This is a genomic window from Streptomyces microflavus (assembly GCF_014650075.1).
Classification (GTDB): domain Bacteria; phylum Actinomycetota; class Actinomycetes; order Streptomycetales; family Streptomycetaceae; genus Streptomyces; species Streptomyces microflavus.
The window spans coordinates 1-18,256 of sequence record NZ_BMUG01000007.1; the positions used below are offsets into that span (position 1 = coordinate 1).

General features: G+C 70.6%; 12 protein-coding genes and 4 pseudogenes. 6 read left to right on the top strand and 10 right to left on the bottom strand.

Translation table 11 applies throughout. The features are described 5' to 3' along the window. Window positions 1-89: 89 nt before the first annotated feature. From IE264_RS20350 to IE264_RS20360, 4 pseudogenes are all read right to left on the bottom strand, one after another. Window positions 90-599, bottom strand: a pseudogene (locus tag IE264_RS20350) (response regulator); the annotation flags it as partial. Then, window positions 596-1,990 (bottom strand): annotated as a pseudogene (locus IE264_RS20355) (sensor histidine kinase). The pseudogenes IE264_RS20350 and IE264_RS20355, both read right to left, overlap by 4 nt. Window positions 1,991-2,168: 178 nt before the next feature. Then, window positions 2,169-2,507: pseudogene (locus IE264_RS38805) on the bottom strand (ABC transporter permease); the annotation flags it as partial. A gap of 7 nt (window positions 2,508-2,514) precedes the next feature. Then, window positions 2,515-3,305 (bottom strand): annotated as a pseudogene (locus IE264_RS20360) (ATP-binding cassette domain-containing protein). Between the two features lie 192 nt (window positions 3,306-3,497). Between IE264_RS20360 and IE264_RS20365 the strand changes: the two are divergent. After that, on the top strand, window positions 3,498-4,049 hold the full coding sequence (locus tag IE264_RS20365) for a GNAT family N-acetyltransferase (RefSeq protein ID WP_032761070.1): 552 nt from the start codon (window positions 3,498-3,500) through the stop codon (window positions 4,047-4,049). Between the two features lie 45 nt (window positions 4,050-4,094). On the opposite strand, the gene IE264_RS20370 is transcribed toward IE264_RS20365, so the two are convergent. The 6 genes from IE264_RS20370 to IE264_RS20395 all read right to left on the bottom strand — a co-directional run bounded on the left by IE264_RS20370 (window position 4,095) and on the right by IE264_RS20395 (window position 11,461). Continuing rightward, complete coding sequence (locus IE264_RS20370; RefSeq protein WP_190167674.1) at window positions 4,095-5,687, bottom strand: type IV secretory system conjugative DNA transfer family protein; 1,593 nt, start codon at window positions 5,685-5,687, stop codon at window positions 4,095-4,097. 1 nt (window position 5,688) lies between these two features. Further along, entirely contained in the window at window positions 5,689-7,107 is a 1,419-nt protein-coding gene (locus IE264_RS20375; protein ID WP_015610151.1) for an ATP-binding protein, read from the bottom strand. A gap of 70 nt (window positions 7,108-7,177) precedes the next feature. Beyond that, window positions 7,178-8,728, bottom strand: coding sequence for an SCO6880 family protein (locus IE264_RS20380; RefSeq protein WP_032759695.1), 1,551 nt, complete (start codon window positions 8,726-8,728; stop codon window positions 7,178-7,180). Then, window positions 8,725-10,110 (bottom strand): hypothetical protein, encoded by a 1,386-nt coding sequence (locus tag IE264_RS20385; RefSeq protein WP_015610153.1) that lies wholly within the window; start codon window positions 10,108-10,110, stop codon window positions 8,725-8,727. The genes IE264_RS20380 and IE264_RS20385 overlap by 4 nt, the downstream gene beginning before the upstream one ends. Continuing rightward, on the bottom strand, window positions 10,100-10,972 hold the full coding sequence (locus tag IE264_RS20390) for a DUF8175 domain-containg protein (protein ID WP_032759696.1): 873 nt from the start codon (window positions 10,970-10,972) through the stop codon (window positions 10,100-10,102). The genes IE264_RS20385 and IE264_RS20390 overlap by 11 nt, the downstream gene beginning before the upstream one ends. A gap of 180 nt (window positions 10,973-11,152) precedes the next feature. Then, window positions 11,153-11,461: a DUF8827 family protein gene (locus tag IE264_RS20395; protein ID WP_015610155.1), complete on the bottom strand. Its 309-nt coding sequence runs from the start codon at window positions 11,459-11,461 to the stop codon at window positions 11,153-11,155. A 538-nt stretch (window positions 11,462-11,999) separates the two neighbouring features. Between IE264_RS20395 and IE264_RS20400 the strand changes: the two genes are divergently transcribed. The 5 genes from IE264_RS20400 to IE264_RS20420 all read left to right on the top strand — a co-directional run bounded on the left by IE264_RS20400 (window position 12,000) and on the right by IE264_RS20420 (window position 18,059). Then, entirely contained in the window at window positions 12,000-12,416 is a 417-nt protein-coding gene (locus IE264_RS20400; RefSeq protein ID WP_180288802.1) for a hypothetical protein, read from the top strand. Window positions 12,417-12,439: 23 nt separating this feature from the next. Next, complete coding sequence (locus IE264_RS20405) at window positions 12,440-14,275, top strand: alpha/beta hydrolase (protein WP_051822007.1); 1,836 nt, start codon at window positions 12,440-12,442, stop codon at window positions 14,273-14,275. Between the two features lie 80 nt (window positions 14,276-14,355). Beyond that, the gene (locus IE264_RS20410) at window positions 14,356-14,838 is read left to right on the top strand and encodes a hypothetical protein (protein WP_032759762.1); all 483 of its coding nucleotides are present in this window, start codon (window positions 14,356-14,358) and stop codon (window positions 14,836-14,838) included. Window positions 14,839-15,066: 228 nt separating this feature from the next. Beyond that, complete coding sequence (locus IE264_RS20415; protein ID WP_032759698.1) at window positions 15,067-17,439, top strand: alpha/beta hydrolase; 2,373 nt, start codon at window positions 15,067-15,069, stop codon at window positions 17,437-17,439. An 11-nt stretch (window positions 17,440-17,450) separates the two neighbouring features. Continuing rightward, complete coding sequence (locus IE264_RS20420; protein WP_078657612.1) at window positions 17,451-18,059, top strand: hypothetical protein; 609 nt, start codon at window positions 17,451-17,453, stop codon at window positions 18,057-18,059. The last annotated feature ends 197 nt before the right edge of the window (window positions 18,060-18,256 follow it).

Consider the following 18,256-nt stretch of genomic DNA (forward strand, 5'->3'; position numbering starts at 1 on the left):
GGACGCCGCCGAACAATTTTTCCGGGAAAGCCCCGCACCTATGGTGCGGGGCTTTTCTGTGTTCACAGGACTTTCCCCCGGGCCCCCCAGTTGGACCAGCCCTGGCCGATCACCGTCAGGATCTCGCGTTCCCGGTCCGTCAGCGCGGTGATGCGGGGGTCCGAGGTGGCGGGTGCACCGCCGGTGCCGGGTGTGACCGGCAGGTGGCGGGTCAGGGAGGGGGCGACCACGGCGTCGCCGGCGGCGACCGCGCGTATGCCCGAGAGCAGCTCCTCCGGCAGGGCGTCCTTGACCAGGAAGCCGCTGGCTCCGGCGCGGAGACCGTCGTACGCGTACTCGTCGAGGTCGAAGGTCGTGACGATGAGGATGCGGGTGCGGGCGCCCGACCTGATGATGCGGCGGGTCCCCTCGATCCCGTCCAGGCCGGGCATGCGGATGTCCATCAGGGTGACGTCCGGCTGGTGCCGGGCGATCAGGGTGATGGCCTCGGTGCCATTGCCCGCCTCGCCGACGACCGTCATGTCGTCCTGGCTCTCCAGCAGCATGCGGAACCCGAAGCGCTGCATCGGCTGGTCGTCCGCGATGGGTACGGTCGTCACTGGGGGGTGTCCTCCAGGGGAAGGCGGAGGCGTACGTGCCATCCGCCGTGTTCCGGCAGGGGGTCGGCCTCGACCGTGCCGTTGTAGAGGGCCGCGCGTTCGCGCATGCCCATGATGCCCTGGGGGAGGGTGGGTATGGGCGGGGGTGTGGGCGGTTCCCGTTCCGTCCCGTTCTGCTGCTGCGGGTAGCCGTCCCCGGTGCCGGTCCTGGTGGCTGTGTTCGTGCCCGTGTCCGTGATGTAGGCGTCTACGTGCGTGCGGGTGTAGGTGAGGGTCACCGCTGCGGACAGGGGCGCATCGGCGGAGGCGGATGCGTGCTTGAGGGTGTTGGTGAGGGACTCCTGGACCACCCGGTAGACGGTCAGTTGGCGGCCCGGGGTGAGCGGGGCGGGCGGTCCTGGCTCGCCACGGAGCTCCAGGTGTACGGGGAGGCCCGCGCGGCGGACCTGTTCGATGAGGGGGGCCAGGTCGTCCATGGTCGGCTGGGGGGCGCGGTCGGCGTCGGGGTGGTCGTCGCGCAGGACGCCCAGGAAGCGGCGGAGTTCGGACAGGGCCTGTCTGCTGGTGGTGCCGATCGCCTCCAGCGCCTGGGCCGCGCGCTCCGGGCTCCTGGCTGCCGCATAGGCCCCGCCGTCCGCCAGGCCCGTGATGACGGACAGGTTGTGGCCGATGATGTCGTGCATCTCCCGCGCGATGCGGGCCCGTTCGGCTGCGGCCGCCAGGCGGGCCTGCTGGTCGCGTTCGTGCTCCAGCCGGTGGGCCCGTTCGACCAGGGCCTCGGTGTAGTCGCGGCGCGTACGTACCGCGATACCCAGGAGCGCCACGAAGACGAACCCTCAGAGGTACGAGACGAGTTGCCGGTCCCAGATGTCCGGGATGCGCGTCGGGCCGGCCACCACCGGGGCGCAGAGGACGAGCCCGGCGGCCTCGAGCCTCCGGAGAGGGAGGCGCAACGCGATCTGGAAGGCGGGGATCAGCTGGTGGAGGGCTGCCTGCACCACGGCTCCCGTCCAGACGTTGACCAGGGACACCGGTGCCATCAGCGGCAGCACGGCCATGGGGTACTTGCGGCGCAGCAGCAGCGGCAGGGAGAAGCACAGGCTCATCAGCAGCACCAGCGGTTCGGGTGCCGTCACATCGTGGGCGACGTTCCGCCAGCCGCCGGAGGTGTAGTCGAGGACGGCCGCCACGGCCCAGAACGCGGTCACTGCCGTGTCCCAGGCCAGTGGCCGACGGCGGTCCAAGGCGCGGAGGCGGTCCAGACCGCTGCGGACGGCCCGGGTGAGCGGGGCGGCGTCCGGGCCCGGGCCGGAGGGAGCCGCTTGGGTGGGCGGTGCCGTGTGGGCATCGACATCGACATGGAGGTTGGCGTCAGTGGGGTGGTCCGTCACCTGGGCATTCTCCTGTGGAGCGTCCGGGGGAATGGGGTCGGTCAGGCGGCTCGGTGGCGTAGGGCCAGAGCGGCCGCCGCCAGTGTCGCCGCCCCCCACAGGCACCGGGCCAGCAGGGCAGGGCCGGGGGCTGCTGTGCCCGGGATCGGGGTGGCGGAGCCGAGGGCCGGCGGCCTGGGGGGAACCGGGTGGGTACCGCGGTGAGGGAGGAGCGGATCATGCCGGTCGCGTACTCGCCCGCGGTGACCAGGATGCCCAGGACGATGACGCAGAGCTGGCCGAGCAGGCTGCCGTACAGCGTCAGGACGACGGTGTCGACGTCGGCGTCCCCGCCGCCCGTGGTGTAGGTCCCGCCCATGATCAGGCCGACTCCCAGGACGAGCGCGGCCGCCGTTGCCAGCGTGGTCCAAGTGGAGCGCAGGGAGAGGAGCTTGTGCCACTCGGAGCGCAGGACCCGGGCCGGGGTGATGCGGTACGGGGGTGCCTGGCGTGTGGGGGCGGGGGCGGGGTGTGCGATGTGGTGGTCATGCTGCGGCTCCGGTGAGGTGGGTGGGGTTCCCGGTTGCCGGGGGCTGGGACCTGTGGTCGGCCGCGTCCTGGGTGAGGTCCATGAAGGCCTCTTCCAACGAGACCGTCTGTGGCGTGAGTTCGTGGAGCGTGATGCCGTACGCGGCGGCGACCGTGCCGATGTGGGCTGCCTCCGCGCCACGGATGCGCAGCTCGTGCAAGTGGTCTGCGGTGAGGGCCATCTCGGTCATCAGGTGGGAGGAGACGAGGACCGTACGGCCTTCGGCGGCGAGGGATCTGAGCAGGGTGCGGAGCCAGAGCACCCCTTCCGGGTCGAGGCCGTTGACCGGTTCGTCCAGGATGACGGTGGCCGGGTCGCCGAGGAGCGCGGCGGCGATGCCCAGGCGCTGGCCCATGCCGAGCGAGAACCCCTTGACCCGGCGGTCGGCGGCCCCGGTCAGACCGGCGAGGGCGATGACCTCCTCGACTCGGCTGCGCGGGATGCCGTGCGTGTGCGCCAGCGCGAGGAGGTGGTTGCGGGCGGACCGGCCGGGTGCACGGAACGGGCCTCCAGCAGGGTGCCGACCTGGGTGAGGGGTGCGCCATGGGTGGCGTAGGAGCTCCCGCCGATCGTGGACCGGCCGCGAGTCGGCGTATCGAGGCCGAGCAGCATGCGCATCGTGGTGGACTTCCCGGCGCCGTTGGGGCCGAGGAAGCCGGTGACCGTACCGGGGTGGACCGTGAAGTCGAGGTCCTGGACGACGGTTCTGTCGCCGTACCGCTTGGTGAGTCCGTATGCCTTGATCATGCGGCCGACGCTACGGAGCGGCCCCGGGGGTGGTCGTCCGCCCGGGGGTGGGACGTGGGCGGGGGCGTAGTACCGGGGTACGAGGAGATGGGGGCGGGGAGCGTCCGGAGGTTCTAGGGGTGCTGGGGGTTCTGCAGGTTCTGGAGGTTTTAGTCGGTTGAGCGGCGCGCGGGTGGGGGCGAGGATCGGGGCATGGACTATGTGATGCGTTCCGTGCGGGCCGAGGAGTGGCCGCTGGCCAGGCAGCTGCGGCTGGAGGCCCTGCAGGATCCGGCGGCTCCCGTAGCGTTCCTGGAGTCGTACGAGGAGGCGCGGGCCCGGCCGGATTCCTTCTGGCAGGACCGTACGGCCTCGGCTGCCGAGGGCAGGTACGTGCGGCAGTTCGTCGCGGAGTCGCCCGAGGGGGAGTGGGTGGGCACGGTCACCGTGCTGATCGAGCGCCCGGACGACGATGTGCGCTTCGGGGAGGCCGCGGAGGTGGACCAGGCGCACCTGGTCGGTGTCTTCGTCCGGCCCGAGGCGCGGGGGGCCGGGGTGACGGACGCGTTGTTCCGGGTGGCCGTCGACTGGGCCTGGTCGCTCTCGGCGCCCCGGCTGGAGCGGGTGCGCCTGTACGTGCACGAGAACAACCCGCGGGCCGCGGCGTTCTACCGCCGGTTCGGGTTCGTACCGTCGGGGCAGCGGACGCCGATGCCTGGCGAACGGGGGGAGTGGGAGCTGGAGTACGTGATCGAGCGGGGGTAGGCGGCCGCCCCTGAGCGTTCACCCGTGTTCGTTCACCCTGTGCGCTCAGACCGCGCCCGGGGTCGGGGCGTGGAGGTGTTGCTGCCAGCGGGCCCGGCCCTGTTCGCGGGAGCGGAGCAGCACGATCGCGGGCAGGCCCAGGTCCTGGCCCTTCGCCAGCAGCTCGGGGAGCTGGGGGAGCGGGGCCACCGCGGCCACGTCGTCCAGGACCAGTGTCATTGGTGGGTCGAGCCGACCGTCGGATGACCGTGCGGCCATGCGGCGGCCGTGCTCGACCACGTGTGAGGCGAGCGCGGTGAGGAGGGGCATCGCGCCGGGGCGGGTGCGGGGATCCTCGATGGGTTCACCGACCAGATAGAGCGTTCCCCCCTCACGGGCAAAAGATTCCAGCGCGGCCGTATCCGATCGGTTGGGCGTGCAGGCGTCGCGGATGTGCACCGAGGAGAGCGCCGAGAAAGCCCGTACGTTCAACTCCTGCGCCACCTCGCGCCGTTCCGGGTAGGCCGTGAGCGCGGACTCCAGGAGCCCGGCGAGTCCGGAGGCGGCCTTGGGGTGCGTACGGAGGAGGCGTACGGGTTCGTGGGCGCCGGCCCCGGAGGCCCAGCGGGCGACCTGGCGGAAGGGGCGGCCGTCCACCGCTGCGGCGTGCAGCCAGCACTGGAGGAGGGTCTGTGCGGTGTCGGCCACCGCCGCGTCGATCCGGGCCTGCGGGCGGACCGGGGCGAGCAGGGCGGCGGCGCGCACGGCGGCAGTGTCGGGGTGCTCGCAGCCCGCGGTGGGCGCCCAGTGGAGGCGGGCGGGGGTGTCGCAGAGGTGGCCGGGGTCGTAGATGAGGACCGGGCCGAGCTTGGCGCGGGCGTCCTTCGTCTCGGCCCAGACGGTGGGGTCCGATGTGACGACCAGGGCGGGGCCCTCGGCGTCCTGGATGGCCTGGACGACTGTGGGGCGCCGGACGGGGGCGGGGGCGTAGACGAGGAGGGGGGTGCGGGGGGAGGGGAGGGAGAGGGGGATGGGGGTGGTGTGCTGCGTGGCGTTCCCCGTGGTGTGACCCGCTGTTTGATGCGTGGTGTGGGTCTCCGGGGCGGGGGGAGCCTGAGGGGCTTTGGTGCGTGGGGACGGCGAGGGCTGTGTGGGGGCAGCCATCTCTTGGGGCTCGTGCGGGCCGTGCGGTTCGTGTGGTTCGCGGGTCCCGTGGGTTCCGTGGGGAGTTCCGTACAGGCGGTCCTCGCGGCGCTGTTCCCGTACCAGCCGCCAGCGGGCCAGGACTCCTAGGACGAACACCGTCAGGACACCCAGCACCATCAGCTCGCCGATGAACAGGCCCCAGAACAGCCCGTAGCCGGAGAGCTGGGCCGGGGGAGTGTTCGGCCAGGCGCCGGGGAGGTCCTGCGGGGCGGTGGCCAGTTCGCGCAGGGCGAGCGGGGTCTGGGTGAACGTGACGCCGTCCGGCCAGGATCCGTGCGCGAAGAGGCCGGCCAGGCCGGTGGCCGTCCAGGCGAGCAGGGTTGCCGCGAACAGGAAGCCGAGCAGCCCGACCAGCAGGCCGTCGGGGACGCCTCCGCTGCGGGAGTCCTCGTTCCGGGGGCGGTACCGGTCGCCCCGCTCGGGTACGGGTCCGTGGGCTGCCCGGCGTGCCATGTCAGGCCACCGTCGACCGGGACGAGTCGTTCATCCGCTGCTGGTTCTCCATCCGGGCCGCCCGTTGTTCCGCCTCCAGCTCCGCGGCGCGGATGTCCTCGGGGAGCAGGTCGTCCGACGAGCCCTCGGTCATGGCGCGGTCGGTGAAGACGAGGGGGCGTTCGGCCTCGGTGATCAGGTGTTTGACGACCTGTACGTTGCCGTTGACGTCCCAGACCGCGATGCCGGGGGTGAGGGTCGGGATGATCTCGACCGCCCACCGGGGCAGCCCGATGACCCGCCCGGTCGCGCGTGCCTCGTCGGACTTCTGGGCGTAGATCGTGCGGGTGGAGGCCATCTTGAGGATGGCCGCCGCTTCCTTCGCGGCGGCTCCGTCCACCACGTCGCTGAGGTGGTGGACGACGGCGACGAAGGAGAGGCCGAGCCGGCGTCCGAACTTCAGCAGGCGCTGGAAGAGCTGGGCGACGAAGGGGGAGTTGATGATGTGCCACGCCTCTTCGACCAGGAAGATGCGCTTCTTGCGGTCGGGCCTGATCCAGGTGTGTTCCAGCCAGACGCCGACGATCGCCATCAGGATCGGCATCGCGATCGAGTTGCGGTCGATGTGCGAGAGGTCGAAGACGATGAGGGGCGCGTCCAGGTCGATGCCGACGCTGGTGGGGCCGTCGAACATGCCGCGCAGGTCGCCGTCGACGAGCCGGTCCAGGACGAGGGCGACGTCCAGGCCCCAGGCCCGTACATCGTCTATGTCGACGTTCATCGCCTCGGCGGACTCGGGCTTGGGGTGGCGCAGCTGCTCGACGATGTCCATCAGGACCGGCTGGCGGTCGGTGTTGGTCGCGGTCACGTAGGCGTGGGCGACCTTCAGCGCGAAGCCGGAACGCTCGTCGAGCCCGTGGCCCATCGCGACTTCGATGATCGTACGGAGCAGGGCGAGCTGGCCGGTGGTGGTGATGGAGGGGTCGAGGGGGTTGAGTCGGATGCCGCCGTTGAGGGCTGCGGTCGGGTCCAGGCGGATGGGGGTTATGCCCAGCTCCTGGGCGATGAGGTTCCATTCGCCGACGCCGTCCTCGCCCTGGGCGTCCAGGACGACGACCTGGCGGTCGCGGAAGCGGAGCTGGCGCAGGACGTACGTCTTCTCCAGCGCGGACTTGCCGTTGCCGGACTCGCCGAGGACGAGCCAGTGGGGGGCGGGGAGCTGCTGCCCGTACAGCTGGAAGGGGTCGTAGATGTAGCCCTTGCCGCTGTAGACCTCGCGGCCGATGATCACGCCGGAGTCGCCGAGGCCGGGGGCGGCGGTGGGCAGGTAGACGGCCTGGGCCTGGCCCGTCGACGTACGGACGGGGAGGCGGGTCGTCTCCACCTTGCCGAAGAGGAAGGCGGTGAAGGCATCCGACAATGCGGACAGGGGGTCTCGCATGGTGGGGGTGCCCTCTCTTGTTGCGGTTCTTCCTGCAGGTGGTGGAGCTTCGACCGGAGGTGATACGTCGTCAGCGGCGGATGCCGGTGGCGAACGGGAGCGTGTTCACGAAGGCGCGGTGGTGTTCGCGGTCGCACCACTCCAGCTTCAGATACGACTTGCCGGCCGAGGCGCGGATCGTCCGCTTGTCGCGGGCGAGGGCCTCGGGTGAACGGGACGACACCGTGATGTACCCCACCAGGTTGACTCCGGCCGCGCCGCTGGCGAGATCTTCACCCCGCTGGTCGAGCCGGCCGTGGGCGGCGATGTCGCGGGGGTCGACGGTGCGGTTCATCTTGGCCTGGCGGCTGGCCTCGGCGTCGTCGTTGGTCTTCTCGGTCAGCATGCGTTCGATGGCGACCTCGGTGGGCTCGAGGTCCATGCAGACGGCGACGGTGCGGATGACGTCGGGGGTGTGGACGAGGAGCGGGGCGAGGAAGTTGACGCCGACGGGGGTCATCGGCCACTCCTTCACCCAGGCCGTGGCGTGGCACCAGGGGGCGCGGGTGGTGGACTCACGGGTCTTGGCCTGGAGGAACGTGGGTTCTACGGCGTCGAGTTCGGCGGGCCAGGCGTTGCGCTTGGTCATCGCCTGGATGTGGTCGATGGGGTGGTCGGGGTCGTACATGGAGTGCACGAGGGAGGCGAGGCGGCTCTGGCCGAGCGGCTGGCGTACCCGGATGTCGGCCTCGGCGAGGCGGGCGCAGATGTCGGTGAGCTCGCGGGCCATGACGACGGCGAGCCCGGCGTCGCGGTCGAGCTTGCGGCCGCCGTGGGGGCGGGCGGCGCGGGCCATGGCGTTGGCCTCGGCGGCCAGTTCGCGGCTGTAGTGCATGCAGGCGACGAGATAGGCGCGGTGTTGCTCGCTGGAGGTGGAGACCATCGACTGGAGCTGCTCGTAGGACTCCTGGAGCCAGCCGGGGGACGCCTTGTCGCCGCGCTGGGCGACGTCCTTGGCGTGGGCGTCGGGGTCGGCGGGGAGGGTGCGGGCGAGCATCTGGAGGCGGGTGACGAAGCCGTCGCCGTTGGCCACGTGCTTGAGGAGCGTGCCGAACCGGTCGACCAGGGCTTCCTGGTCCTCGCTGTCGCGGAGGCCGACGCCGGGGCCCTCGATCTCGATGGCGGCGGTGACGGTGCGGCGGTCGGCGTGGAGGAGTGCGGCGATCTCGTCGGGGCCGAAGGGGGCGGCGAGCCAGCTGATGCGGCCGATGCCGGGGGGCGGGCCGATCTCGACCTCGCGGCCGTCGGAGCTGACGCCTGCCTCCATGGCGCTGGAGCGGTAGGCGGTGCCGCGGCGCAGGGAGCGCTTGAAGCTGCGGTTGATCTCGAACCACTTGTAGAACGTCCGGTGCTTGTACGGGACGTACACGATGGCGAGGGCCAGCAGGGGGAAGCCCACCAGGCAGACGATGCGCAGGGAGAGGACGGGGACAAGGAGTCCGCTCATCATGCCGAGGAACGCGCCGACGATGATCAGGGCGATCTCGCCGGTCTCGCGGTTCTTGCCGACGATCGCGTTCGGCCGGGCGCGGCCGATGAGATACGTGCGGCGGGGCGTCATCGTGTGGGACTGAGTCGTCAACGCCCTCCACCTCCTGTGCTCGAGTTACCTGTGCTGCCTGAGCCGCTTCCCCTGAAGGGGCGGCTGCTGTGGGGGGTGCCGGATGTGGGACCGGAGCCGCCGCTGCGGGGCGAGGGTGCGGCGGAGGGGACAGATCCGCCGCCGACCCCGCCCCCGCCTCCGCCTCCGCTGGAGGTGCGGGAGCTGTGTGCGGCGACGCCGCCGCTGGCCGGGTTGGAGGGGCGGGCGCCGCCGCCTCCCCCTCCGCTGTTCTGGTCGTTGCGGCCGCTGTGGGTCTTGATGCCCTGGGAGACGAGGGCGGCGGGAGAGCTGATGAGGGCGGCGGCCTGGGCGCCGTCGGTGGCCTGCTTGCGGTTGGTGCGGGCGCCCTGGATCTCGTCGCCGAAGCCGGGGACGAAGCGGTAGATCATGGCGGAGGCGAAGATGGCCAGCAGGATGATGGCGAGGCCGGAGACGACGGCCGAGAAGGCGTCGGGGCCGTCGCCGGCGGAGAGCGCTCCGGCGAGGCCGAGGACGATGACGATGACCGGCTTGACCATGATCACCGCGATCATGATGCCGGCCCAGCGGCGGACGTGGCCCCACATGTTCTTGTCGACGAGGCCGGCGTAGACGACGATGCCGAGCAGGGCGCCGACGTAGAGCAGGGCGGCTCGGATGACGAGCTCCAGCCACAGGACGCCGGCCGCGACGATCGAGACGAGCGAGACGACGATCAGCATGATCGGTCCGCCGCCGATGTCGGTGCCCTTCTTGAGGGCCTCGGCGAACGAGCCGAAGAAGACGTCGGTCTGGCCGCCGGTGGAGGAGGCGATGACCTCGGTGACGCCGTCGGTGGCGGAGACGATCGTGTAGAGGATCAGTGGCGTGAAGGCCGAGGCGAGGACGGTGAGCCAGAGGAAGCCGACGGCCTCGGAGATCGCGGTGGTGAGCGGGACGCCGCGGATGGCGCGCTTGGTCACGGCGAGGAGCCAGAGGACGAGGGTGAGGATGGTGGAGGCGGCGAAGATGACGGCGTACTGCTGGAGGAACTTGGGGTTGGTGAAGTCGACGTTCGCGGTGGAGTCGACGGCCTCGCTGAGCTTGCCGACGATCCAGGCCGCGGCGTCGGCGCAGCCTTGGGCCAGGGAGGTGAGGGGATCGGCGGGGTTGTCGATGTCGGTCGGAGCACGCGACCCGCTGCGGGCGTTCTCGCCGTCCTCGCAGTAGTCCCGGGCGAGTCCGACGATGAGGTCGCAGGGGTTGTCGCTCGCACTGGGTGACGGGGTCGGCGTCGGCGCGGGGGCTGCGACGGCATGTGACGCCGTGACGGCCAGCGCGGCAGGCACGAGGCCTGCGGCGCCGGCCAGTGAGGAGAGGCGGAAGCGGCGGCTATCGGGCATAGGTGAAGCCTCCGTATGCATCAACCGCTGCGGCCATCTCGTCGGCGGTGGAGGCACGGTTGTCACCGTTGACCGGTGTCGGCCCCTCCGCCTGGCTCGACGAAGAGATCTTCCAGTCGCCGGCGATCCACTTGAGCTCCTGCGAGATGGTGAACCAGGTCTCGGTGACAGGCTTGGTGGAGCCTTGCCCGGCCAGCCCGACAAGACCGGTGCACCAGACCTCCACCGTGGCGGCATCGGTCTCCATCTTGACGACCTTCGTGCCGACCGGAACGGTCCGTGAGACGAAGGTGAGCCCGGTGGGCGTGGTGCCGTCGTCGTTGAGGCCGACGTTCTTGTAGAACGCGGGCGAATAGGCGGTGTCCAGGCTGTTCTGGAGCTCCGGGGTGACCGCTGGATCATGCGTCGCCTGAATGATGCTGCGGCGGGATTCCGCGGTGAACATCTCCGCCGACCCCAGAGCCACGGAGTAGTTCGCCGCCGCGCTCTGCGCCCCCTGCTCGTCATGGGCGAACCCGGAGGCGATTGTGCCGTTCTTGCCCTGGACCGGCTTGGTGCCGCTTGCGGCGGTGGGGGCCGAGCCGGCGGTCCCCGGGTTCTTCGTGCCGGGGGAGGCGTTGTTGTCGTCGCTGGTGCCGCCCCGGTTGGCGAAGGCGATGGCGGCGATGAGGAGGACCACGACCCCGGTGATCGTGACGAGGGAGCGGGAGTTCCGGACGGGCCGGCGGGCGTGGGGGTGGCCCGCGTCGCCGTCCGGGAGGCGGGTACGGGTCTGTCGGGTGCCGCCGAGGGTGCTGTACGGGTCGTCCGCGCGCCCGCCCTGGTCCTTGCCGCGGTAGTCGTGCTCGTCGCCGGGACTCATGCCGCGTTCGCTCCCTCGGTCGTGTGCGGATCCGCGCATGACGACGGTAGCTGTGCTGGTTGCCGCGTGAGCGCGGTGGAGTGACTCGACATCAGGGAGACGCAACCTCAGCCGGTGGGCACGACGACGGATGGTGGGGAGCGGGCGGGGACGGCCCGGTGTGGGCTGGCCGACGGTGGGTCAGACAGCCATTCCGTACACGATGGTGAAGAGGGTGCCGAGGGAGCCGATGATGAAGACCCCGGTCAGGCCCGCCACGATCAGGCCCTTGCCCTGTTCCGCGCTGAACGTGTCGCGCAGCGCCGTCGCTCCGATGCGCTGCTTCGCCGCGCCCCAGATCGCGATGCCGAGGCAGAGCAGGATGGCGATCGCCATCACCACCTCGATCATGATGCGTGCCTCGTTGCCCAGCGTGCCGAACGGCCCCCAGTTGGGAGCGATTCCGCCGATGATGGTGGTGATGTCGCCCTTCTCCGCTGCCAGGATCATGTAAGTCACCGCCCCTGTTGGGTAGTTAGCTTCGCGTGCCCGTATGGCACGGGTTGCCTTCTATCTTCGCTGATGAAACCGCGCTCGCACGACGCCTTCCCGGTCTCTTTACCCGGATCTCGCACGTTCGACCGACACGGCCGCCCTGACCTGCGGCTCGTCCCGGTATCCACACGCATATGCCTGGTCACTCTGTGTATCACGCGTTGTGACCACGAGCAACGACGGTGGCCATGGGTTCCCGGTGCGGTTGCAGCGTTCGTGGGGCACGACGTGTTCGTATGCGCCGTTCGAGGGCTGCCGGTGCGCCGGTGAGCCGGGTCGATGCGCCGTCAGGAGGACGTGCAGCAGGGGAAGGCGGCAGATCCTGCGTCCATCGTCCGGGTGAATCCCGTGTTCGCCCGGTGCGGTGGGAAGCCCCTGTGATCAGGGCTGCCTGCCCCCGCCGCTGCCGCCCGGCCGCGCAGATGGGCGGCATGTCGTCCATGCCGCGTTTGGCACAGTGCCGCTCCACGATCGAGGAACGTCGAGGAACGGGGTGAGCGGCGTGGGCGGAGTGACCGTGCCGGGGCAGCCGGGCGGTGACCGGCCGTGGTGGTGGGGTGAGCCGCGCGGCGAGGCGGGTGCCGGTGGTGGTGACCTGAAACACAGCGACGGGCCGTGGTTGCGGGCTGCCGGGGGAGCGGAGGGCCTGGTCGCGCACCTCGGTCCGGTGAAGGCGGACTTGGGGCGGGCCCACCAGGGACTGACGGCCGGGGCCGGAGAGTTGTCGGCGCTCGCCGAGCTGGGCGCCGTACGGGCCTCGTGGGAGCGGCGGATCGAGGACGCCCGCGACGAGTGCCGGAGCCTCACCGGGAAGCTGCGGGCGGTGGCCTCTACCCAGTCCGAGGTGAACGAAGCCGTCAAGGGCTCCTTCGGCCGGGTGCGGGTGGCGGGGACGGGGGAGGGGCGGTGAGCGGGCCTGGTGGGCTGGGTGGGATGGGTGGTCCGGGCGGGGCGAGCGGCATCGGCGGGCTGGGGGCGACCCTGACCTGGGCGAAGTTACGTGAGGTGAAGTGCGCCGAGCTGGAGGAGGCGGCCGACGGGTGGGGCAGGGCCAGCAACCGCGCCGACGCCGCCCGGGACCGCATCGACACCCAGCTCGTCAACGACCTGCGCCGGACGCAGAAGGGCGAGGCGGCACGGGCGGCGGTGAGGAGGTTGCGCCGGCTGTCGATGAACTTCCAGTACATCTATACGGAGTGCGGGCTGTTGCGGACGGCACTGAACAGCCTGGCCCATGAGATGAAAGCCCAGCAGCGCGTTCTCCGAGGAGCGCTCGACGATGCGGCGGCCCTGAAGTTCACGGTGCACGCGGACGGTTCGGTCTCGTACCCGGATGCGGGCGAAGGGCTGGTCGACGGGAAGCCGTTGGCGGGCGGTCGGGCGTCCGGGGTCCCCAATCCGGGCCTGGCCGTCCCCTCCGGGCTCGTCGCGCCCAACCCGAACGCCGCGAAGGCCCAGGACATCGCGGACCGGGTCGCCAGGGCGGTGCGGGCGGCGGGCGACGCGGACTGGCGGTACGCGAGGATCCTGCGGGGCCTGAAGGCGGAGGAGGGCCTGGGCGTACCGGTCGCGACATGGACGGATGCCGCGGGCGATGCGGCAGCGGTGCGGCAGGCGGCGGGCGGGTACCTCAGGCAGGGGATCCCGCATGACGCGTCTCCGGCCGAGCGCAAGGCGTGGTGGGCGGGGCTGACGGACGAACAGCGCGAGGAGTACCTCGCGGTGTACCCGGACCAGATCGGCAACCTGGACGGGATCCCGGCCCTGGTCCGGGATGCGGCGAACCGGGACAACCTCCAGCTGCTGATGGGGAAGCTGGCGGGGCGGGACGACGAGGACGCGGTGACGAAGCTGGCGGCGCTGCGGGAGATCGACCGGCAACTGAGGGCGGTGCAGAAGCCGGGGGATCCGCCGATATACCTGCTCGGTATCGGGGATCAGGGGAACGGGCGGGCCATTGTTTCGTATGGGAACCCGGATACGTCGAAGAATGTGGCGGCTTATGTGCCGGGGCTGAATACGTCGCTGGATGAGGAGTTCGCCAGAGGTGATCTCGGACGGGCGCGCGATCTGGCTATCGCTTCGAACCGGCATGGGGAATCTGCAGCTGCTATTACCTGGCTCGGATATGACGCGCCGCAATCGCCGGACGGGTGGGGAACTCTCGCTGTCGCCGGCGGCGGCAGGGCTGAGGATGGCGGGCGGTCGTTCAGCGGGTTCATGGGCGGCCTCGCGGTCACAAATGAGCATGCGGACCCGCATATGACAGCCATCGGCCACTCCTATGGCTCGCGGACCGTAGGAGCGGCGACGCAACAGGAGGGCGGAATTCCCGGTGTCGACGACATCGTGTTCGTCGGAAGCCCGGGGGTGGGGGTCGACAGTGCCGACGAATTGGGGGTGGGCCGAGGTCATGTGTTCGTTGGAGCGGCGGCCAACGATGTCGTGACCAAGCTGCCGTCGAAGGGCCAGGCGGCTGTGGGTGCGGCCGAGATGCTGTTCGGAGGGCCAGCGGCCGCCTATGTCGTCGGCGATCTGGCCGATCGAGGAGACGACGACGTCTGGTTCGGTAAGGACCCGGCAAGCGAGTCGTTCGGGGCGAGGAGGTTCGAGGTGGGGGACGGTCCGCCTCTGGTCGGACCGGCCGGGTTGTCTGTGGATGCACACTCGCAGTATTTCGATCCCGTGGCCGATAAGACTTCTGTGGACAACATGGCGCTAATCGCCGCAGGGCGTTCTCATATGGTCAGAGTGGAGGAGCTGCGTTGAGGGTCCAAGCTCGATCAACTCTTTTGGCCCTTCTCTTGGGGGCGCTACTTGTGGGGTGCACTGGGATGAGAGGCGAGAGTATGAACATGCAGGGTGCTGCGGAACGAGCGGATCAGATTCTCGACGGAGTTCTCGCGGAGGTTCAACCGGATGTGCGCTGGGTGCACGGTCCGACGACGACAGGCAACTGCACGGTGACCCGCAGGAGGACGGTGATGACCGTCATCTCCGCTCAGCGGAGGGGAAGCCTTCTGGGAGTGGTAGACCGGTACTGGCGAAATAGTGGCTATCGCATGAGGACCGTCAACAATCACGTAGATGCTCCTGCGATGTACGCCGAAACCAAGGATGGGTTCGCGGTGAGTCTGATCGTCGCTGACAAGGGGCAGGTGCACTTCGACGTAAACAGCCCCTGCGTCAGCTATTCAGAGGTGGCCGACTCCCCCCGCCAGGCCACCGCACCCCTCGACCCGGAGGCGGAGGTCATCCCCCGCCCCAACATCCACTCCGACTTCTGGTCCGCACAGACGCCGGAGGTTGGTGTGACGGTGGGGGGTGATTAGGGCAAGGTGGGCCAACTCGCCTTCTGCTCAAGGGCTTTGAGCCCTGCATTGGGTCCTGGGGCCCATGTCGCGTCCCCTGCTCGTGTGGTCGCATACGCGGAGTGACTGACCTGTCGCTGTGCCGCCCGCTCACGAGGTAGGGGACTGCCCTTGTCCGGCATACGAGGAAGTGCGGTTTCCGCTGGCGCCGATGTAAGCGCTGCCACTGCGAGTTCGGGCGGGCGGTCGATGCCTCGGCCGCTGCAGGCGGTCCTGATCCTCGTTCAGCTGCTGTTCGTGGCCACCTTGGTGGGCGCGATCGGCGCGCTCTCCACGGCATCCTCGGTGGATGCCGTGGATGGGCATCTGCTCGGGTTACTGCTCTATGCGTCCTTACCGGGCGTCAGCGCCTTCGTGCTCTCCCTGTACGTGCGTACCGGCGGCATCGGCGTCTGGCGCGGCCTCTTCGTCGTACAGGTGTGGTTCATCCTCGGTGCGCTCGCGGAGCTGAGCGGCGGGACTGGGGCGCAAGGGGTCGCGCGGCTGGTGGTACCGGTGGCCGTCGCCGTGTTGTTGGCGCGGCCGGAGAGTCGGCGGTGGTTCCGGCTCGGGCCTGAGGAGCGGGGCGGGCAGCGGCCGTTCAGCCTCGCCCGGATGGTGAAGCTGCGCCGCGACGGTGGGCAGAGCGCGCTGGAGTACCTCGGGCTCGTACTGGTGGTCGTCGCCCTCGTCGGCGCGATGATGGCCACCGGGATCGGGCGGCAACTCACCATGGAGATGCGGGCCGCCATCTGCTCTCTGACCGGCAGTTCGTGCTCCGCCCCTGGCAACGACGTCGTCGCCGGCCCCGGGGCAAGTGAGGGGGCCGGTGCCGACGGCTCCGGTGGCGATGCCGGAGGAGCCTCCGGCACGTCCGGGGGTGGAGCCTCTGGTGGGGCCGACCCCTCCACCACCTCGGGTACCTCCACCACCTCCGGTGGACCCACCGGTGGCGGCTCCGGCACGCCCGGGGCGTCCACCGCGTCCGGCGGAAGTGACTCTTCCAGTCGAGTCGACGCGGGTAGATCCAGCGGTTCCAGCGGTCCCAGCGGACCCGACGGTTCCAGCGGTCCCAGCGGATCGGACGGCTCCAGCGGCTCCAGCGGTTCCAGCGCTTCCAGCGGGCCCAACGGCCTCACCCGGCCCAGCACCCCCGCCACCCCCCACCGCCCCGGCTTCCTCGACGGCTTCCTGGGGGACGGGCTCGGCGGGGATTTCCAGGGCGTCGCCGACGTCGTCCTCCGGCCCGTCGAGAGCGGGCGGCGCATCGCGGATCAGTGGGAGCGGGATTCCCAGGGGGCGCGTAACCAGTGGGCGCGCGGGGACTACGTGGGGGCCGCCTGGGAGTGGAACAAGGCCGTCGGTGGCGGGGGGACCGGGCTCGGGCTTCCCGGGTCCGGGGGGCGGGTCGACCAGCGGGTGCGGGAGGACGAGCGGCGGTATCTCGACGCGCGGATCCCGCAGAACGCCACCCCGCAGCAGCGCAAGGCCTGGTGGGACGGGCTCACGCCCGAGCAGCGCGAGCGGTACATCGAGCTCACCCCGGAACGGATCGGGAACCTCGACGGCATCCCCGTCGCCGCCCGCGACGCCGCCAACCGGAAGAACCTCCCGGCGCTCATCGAGAAGCTGGAGGGCGTCGACACCGACAAGGCCCGCAAGCAGCTCGCCGGGCTCCGGGAGATCGACCGGCAGCTCAAGGAGAACGGGCAACCGCCCATGTATCTCATCGGGATCGGTGACGAGGGGAACGGGCGCGCCATCGTCTCGTTCGGTAACCCGGACGCCTCCCAGCATGTGTCGGCGTACGTCCCGGGGCTCAACACCTCCCTCGACGAGGAGTTCGCCAAGAACGACCTCGGGCGGGCCCGGGACACCGCCATCGGGGCGCAGGGGTACGACGAGTCCACCGCCTCCATCGTCTGGCTCGGCTACGACGCCCCCCAGCTGCCGGACAGCGACGGGGTGGCCGGGTATTTCGCCGTCATGGGGACGTCGCGGGCGGAGAAGGGCGGCCTCGCCTACCGCGACTTCATGGGCGGGATCGCCGCTACCAACGGGAACAAGGATCCCCATCTGACCGCCATCGGGCACTCCTACGGCTCCCGGACCGTCGGTGCCGCGGCCGCCGTGCCGGGCGGGATACCCGGCGTCGACGACATCATCCTCGTCGGCAGCCCGGGAGTCGGCGTCGACCACGCCGTGGACCTCGGCGTCGGCAGCGAGCATGTCTTCGTCGGGGCCGCTGCCAACGACCCGGTGACCAAGCTGCCGTCGAAGACCCAGGTCGTGGTGGGCGGGGTCGGGCTGGTCGTGGGCGGGCCCGGTGGGGCCTATCTCGCGGGAGACCTCGCCGATCCGGGAGATGACGACCTCTGGTTCGGGAAGGATCCGGCGAGCAAGGCGTTCGGGGCGCGGCGCTTCCCCGTGGCGGACGGGCCTCCCCTGGTCGGCGGGGGCGGCATCAGTCTCGACTCGCACTCGAACTACTTCAGCCCGGAGCGCGACGCCGTCTCCGCGGACAGCATCGCCCTGATCGTGTCGGGGCACTCGGACCGGCTCAAGATGGAGGAACCGAAGTGAGAGGAACCGAAGTGAGGCGGTTGTTCCCGGTCGTCACGACGACCCTGGTCCTGGCCCTCGCGCTCGCCCTCTCCGCCTGTGGGAGCGAGGAGGGGGTGGGCGGTGGTGGGGGCGTGCAAGGTGTGGAGAGCGGGGAGAACGGCCGCATGGACATGCAGGAAGCCGCCGAGCGGTCCGACGCCATGCTGGACGCCGTCCTCGGGGCCATCGACCCGGACGTGCAGTGGGCCCACGGGCCCACCACCACCCGGGCCTGCGGCGTGACCCGGCGGCGGGCCGTCATGACCGTCATCTCCGCCGACCGGCGCCAGACCTTCCTGGACCGGGCGGAGGCCTTCTGGCGGAAGAGCGACTACCGGATCAAGGCCGTCAACAAGGATGACGTGTTCCCGGCCGTCTACGCGGTCACGAAGGCCGGGTTCGGTGTGAGCGTCTCCTTCCGCGGGAAGGGGCAGGCCTTCCTCGAATCGGACAGCCCCTGTGTGAAGGAGTCGAAGGTGGCCCCTCCCGCCACCGAACCGAACGGTCCCGCCTATGAAGGCGTCTATCCGTTGCCCCGGCCCGCCGTTCGCTCCGAATTCTGGTCAAGGAAGTCGGGGGAGTCGGGGGAGGGGAGCTGAAGGGGGCTGAGGTGCTGAGGTGCCGTCAGTCCTGGTGCTGGTGAGCCGCCACCGCCCCCGTGTGCTCCGGGTGCGCCGGTGGTGTGCCGCGGATGACTCGTACACACCGTCGAAAACACCCCTGAACCGTTCCCCGATGGGGGATGGTTGAGGGGTGCGGAAATTCTGGGTCTTCGGTGGCATCGGCGTGGGCGTGG

Excerpts from the sequence above, each read along its gene's own strand:
- IE264_RS20395 (WP_015610155.1), bottom strand. The coding sequence starts at position 11,461 with ATGATCCTGGCAGCGGAGAAGGGCGACATCACCACCATCATCGGCGGA.
- IE264_RS20375 (WP_015610151.1), bottom strand. The coding sequence starts at position 7,107 with ATGCGAGACCCCCTGTCCGCATTGTCGGATGCCTTCACCGCCTTCCTC.
- IE264_RS20415 (WP_032759698.1), top strand. The coding sequence starts at position 15,067 with ATGCCTCGGCCGCTGCAGGCGGTCCTGATCCTCGTTCAGCTGCTGTTC.
- IE264_RS20390 (WP_032759696.1), bottom strand. The coding sequence starts at position 10,972 with ATGAGTCCCGGCGACGAGCACGACTACCGCGGCAAGGACCAGGGCGGG.
- IE264_RS20405 (WP_051822007.1), top strand. The coding sequence starts at position 12,440 with ATGGGTGGTCCGGGCGGGGCGAGCGGCATCGGCGGGCTGGGGGCGACC.
- IE264_RS20385 (WP_015610153.1), bottom strand. The coding sequence starts at position 10,110 with ATGCCCGATAGCCGCCGCTTCCGCCTCTCCTCACTGGCCGGCGCCGCA.
- IE264_RS20365 (WP_032761070.1), top strand. The coding sequence starts at position 3,498 with ATGGACTATGTGATGCGTTCCGTGCGGGCCGAGGAGTGGCCGCTGGCC.
- IE264_RS20370 (WP_190167674.1), bottom strand. The coding sequence starts at position 5,687 with ATGGCACGCCGGGCAGCCCACGGACCCGTACCCGAGCGGGGCGACCGG.
- IE264_RS20410 (WP_032759762.1), top strand. The coding sequence starts at position 14,356 with ATGAACATGCAGGGTGCTGCGGAACGAGCGGATCAGATTCTCGACGGA.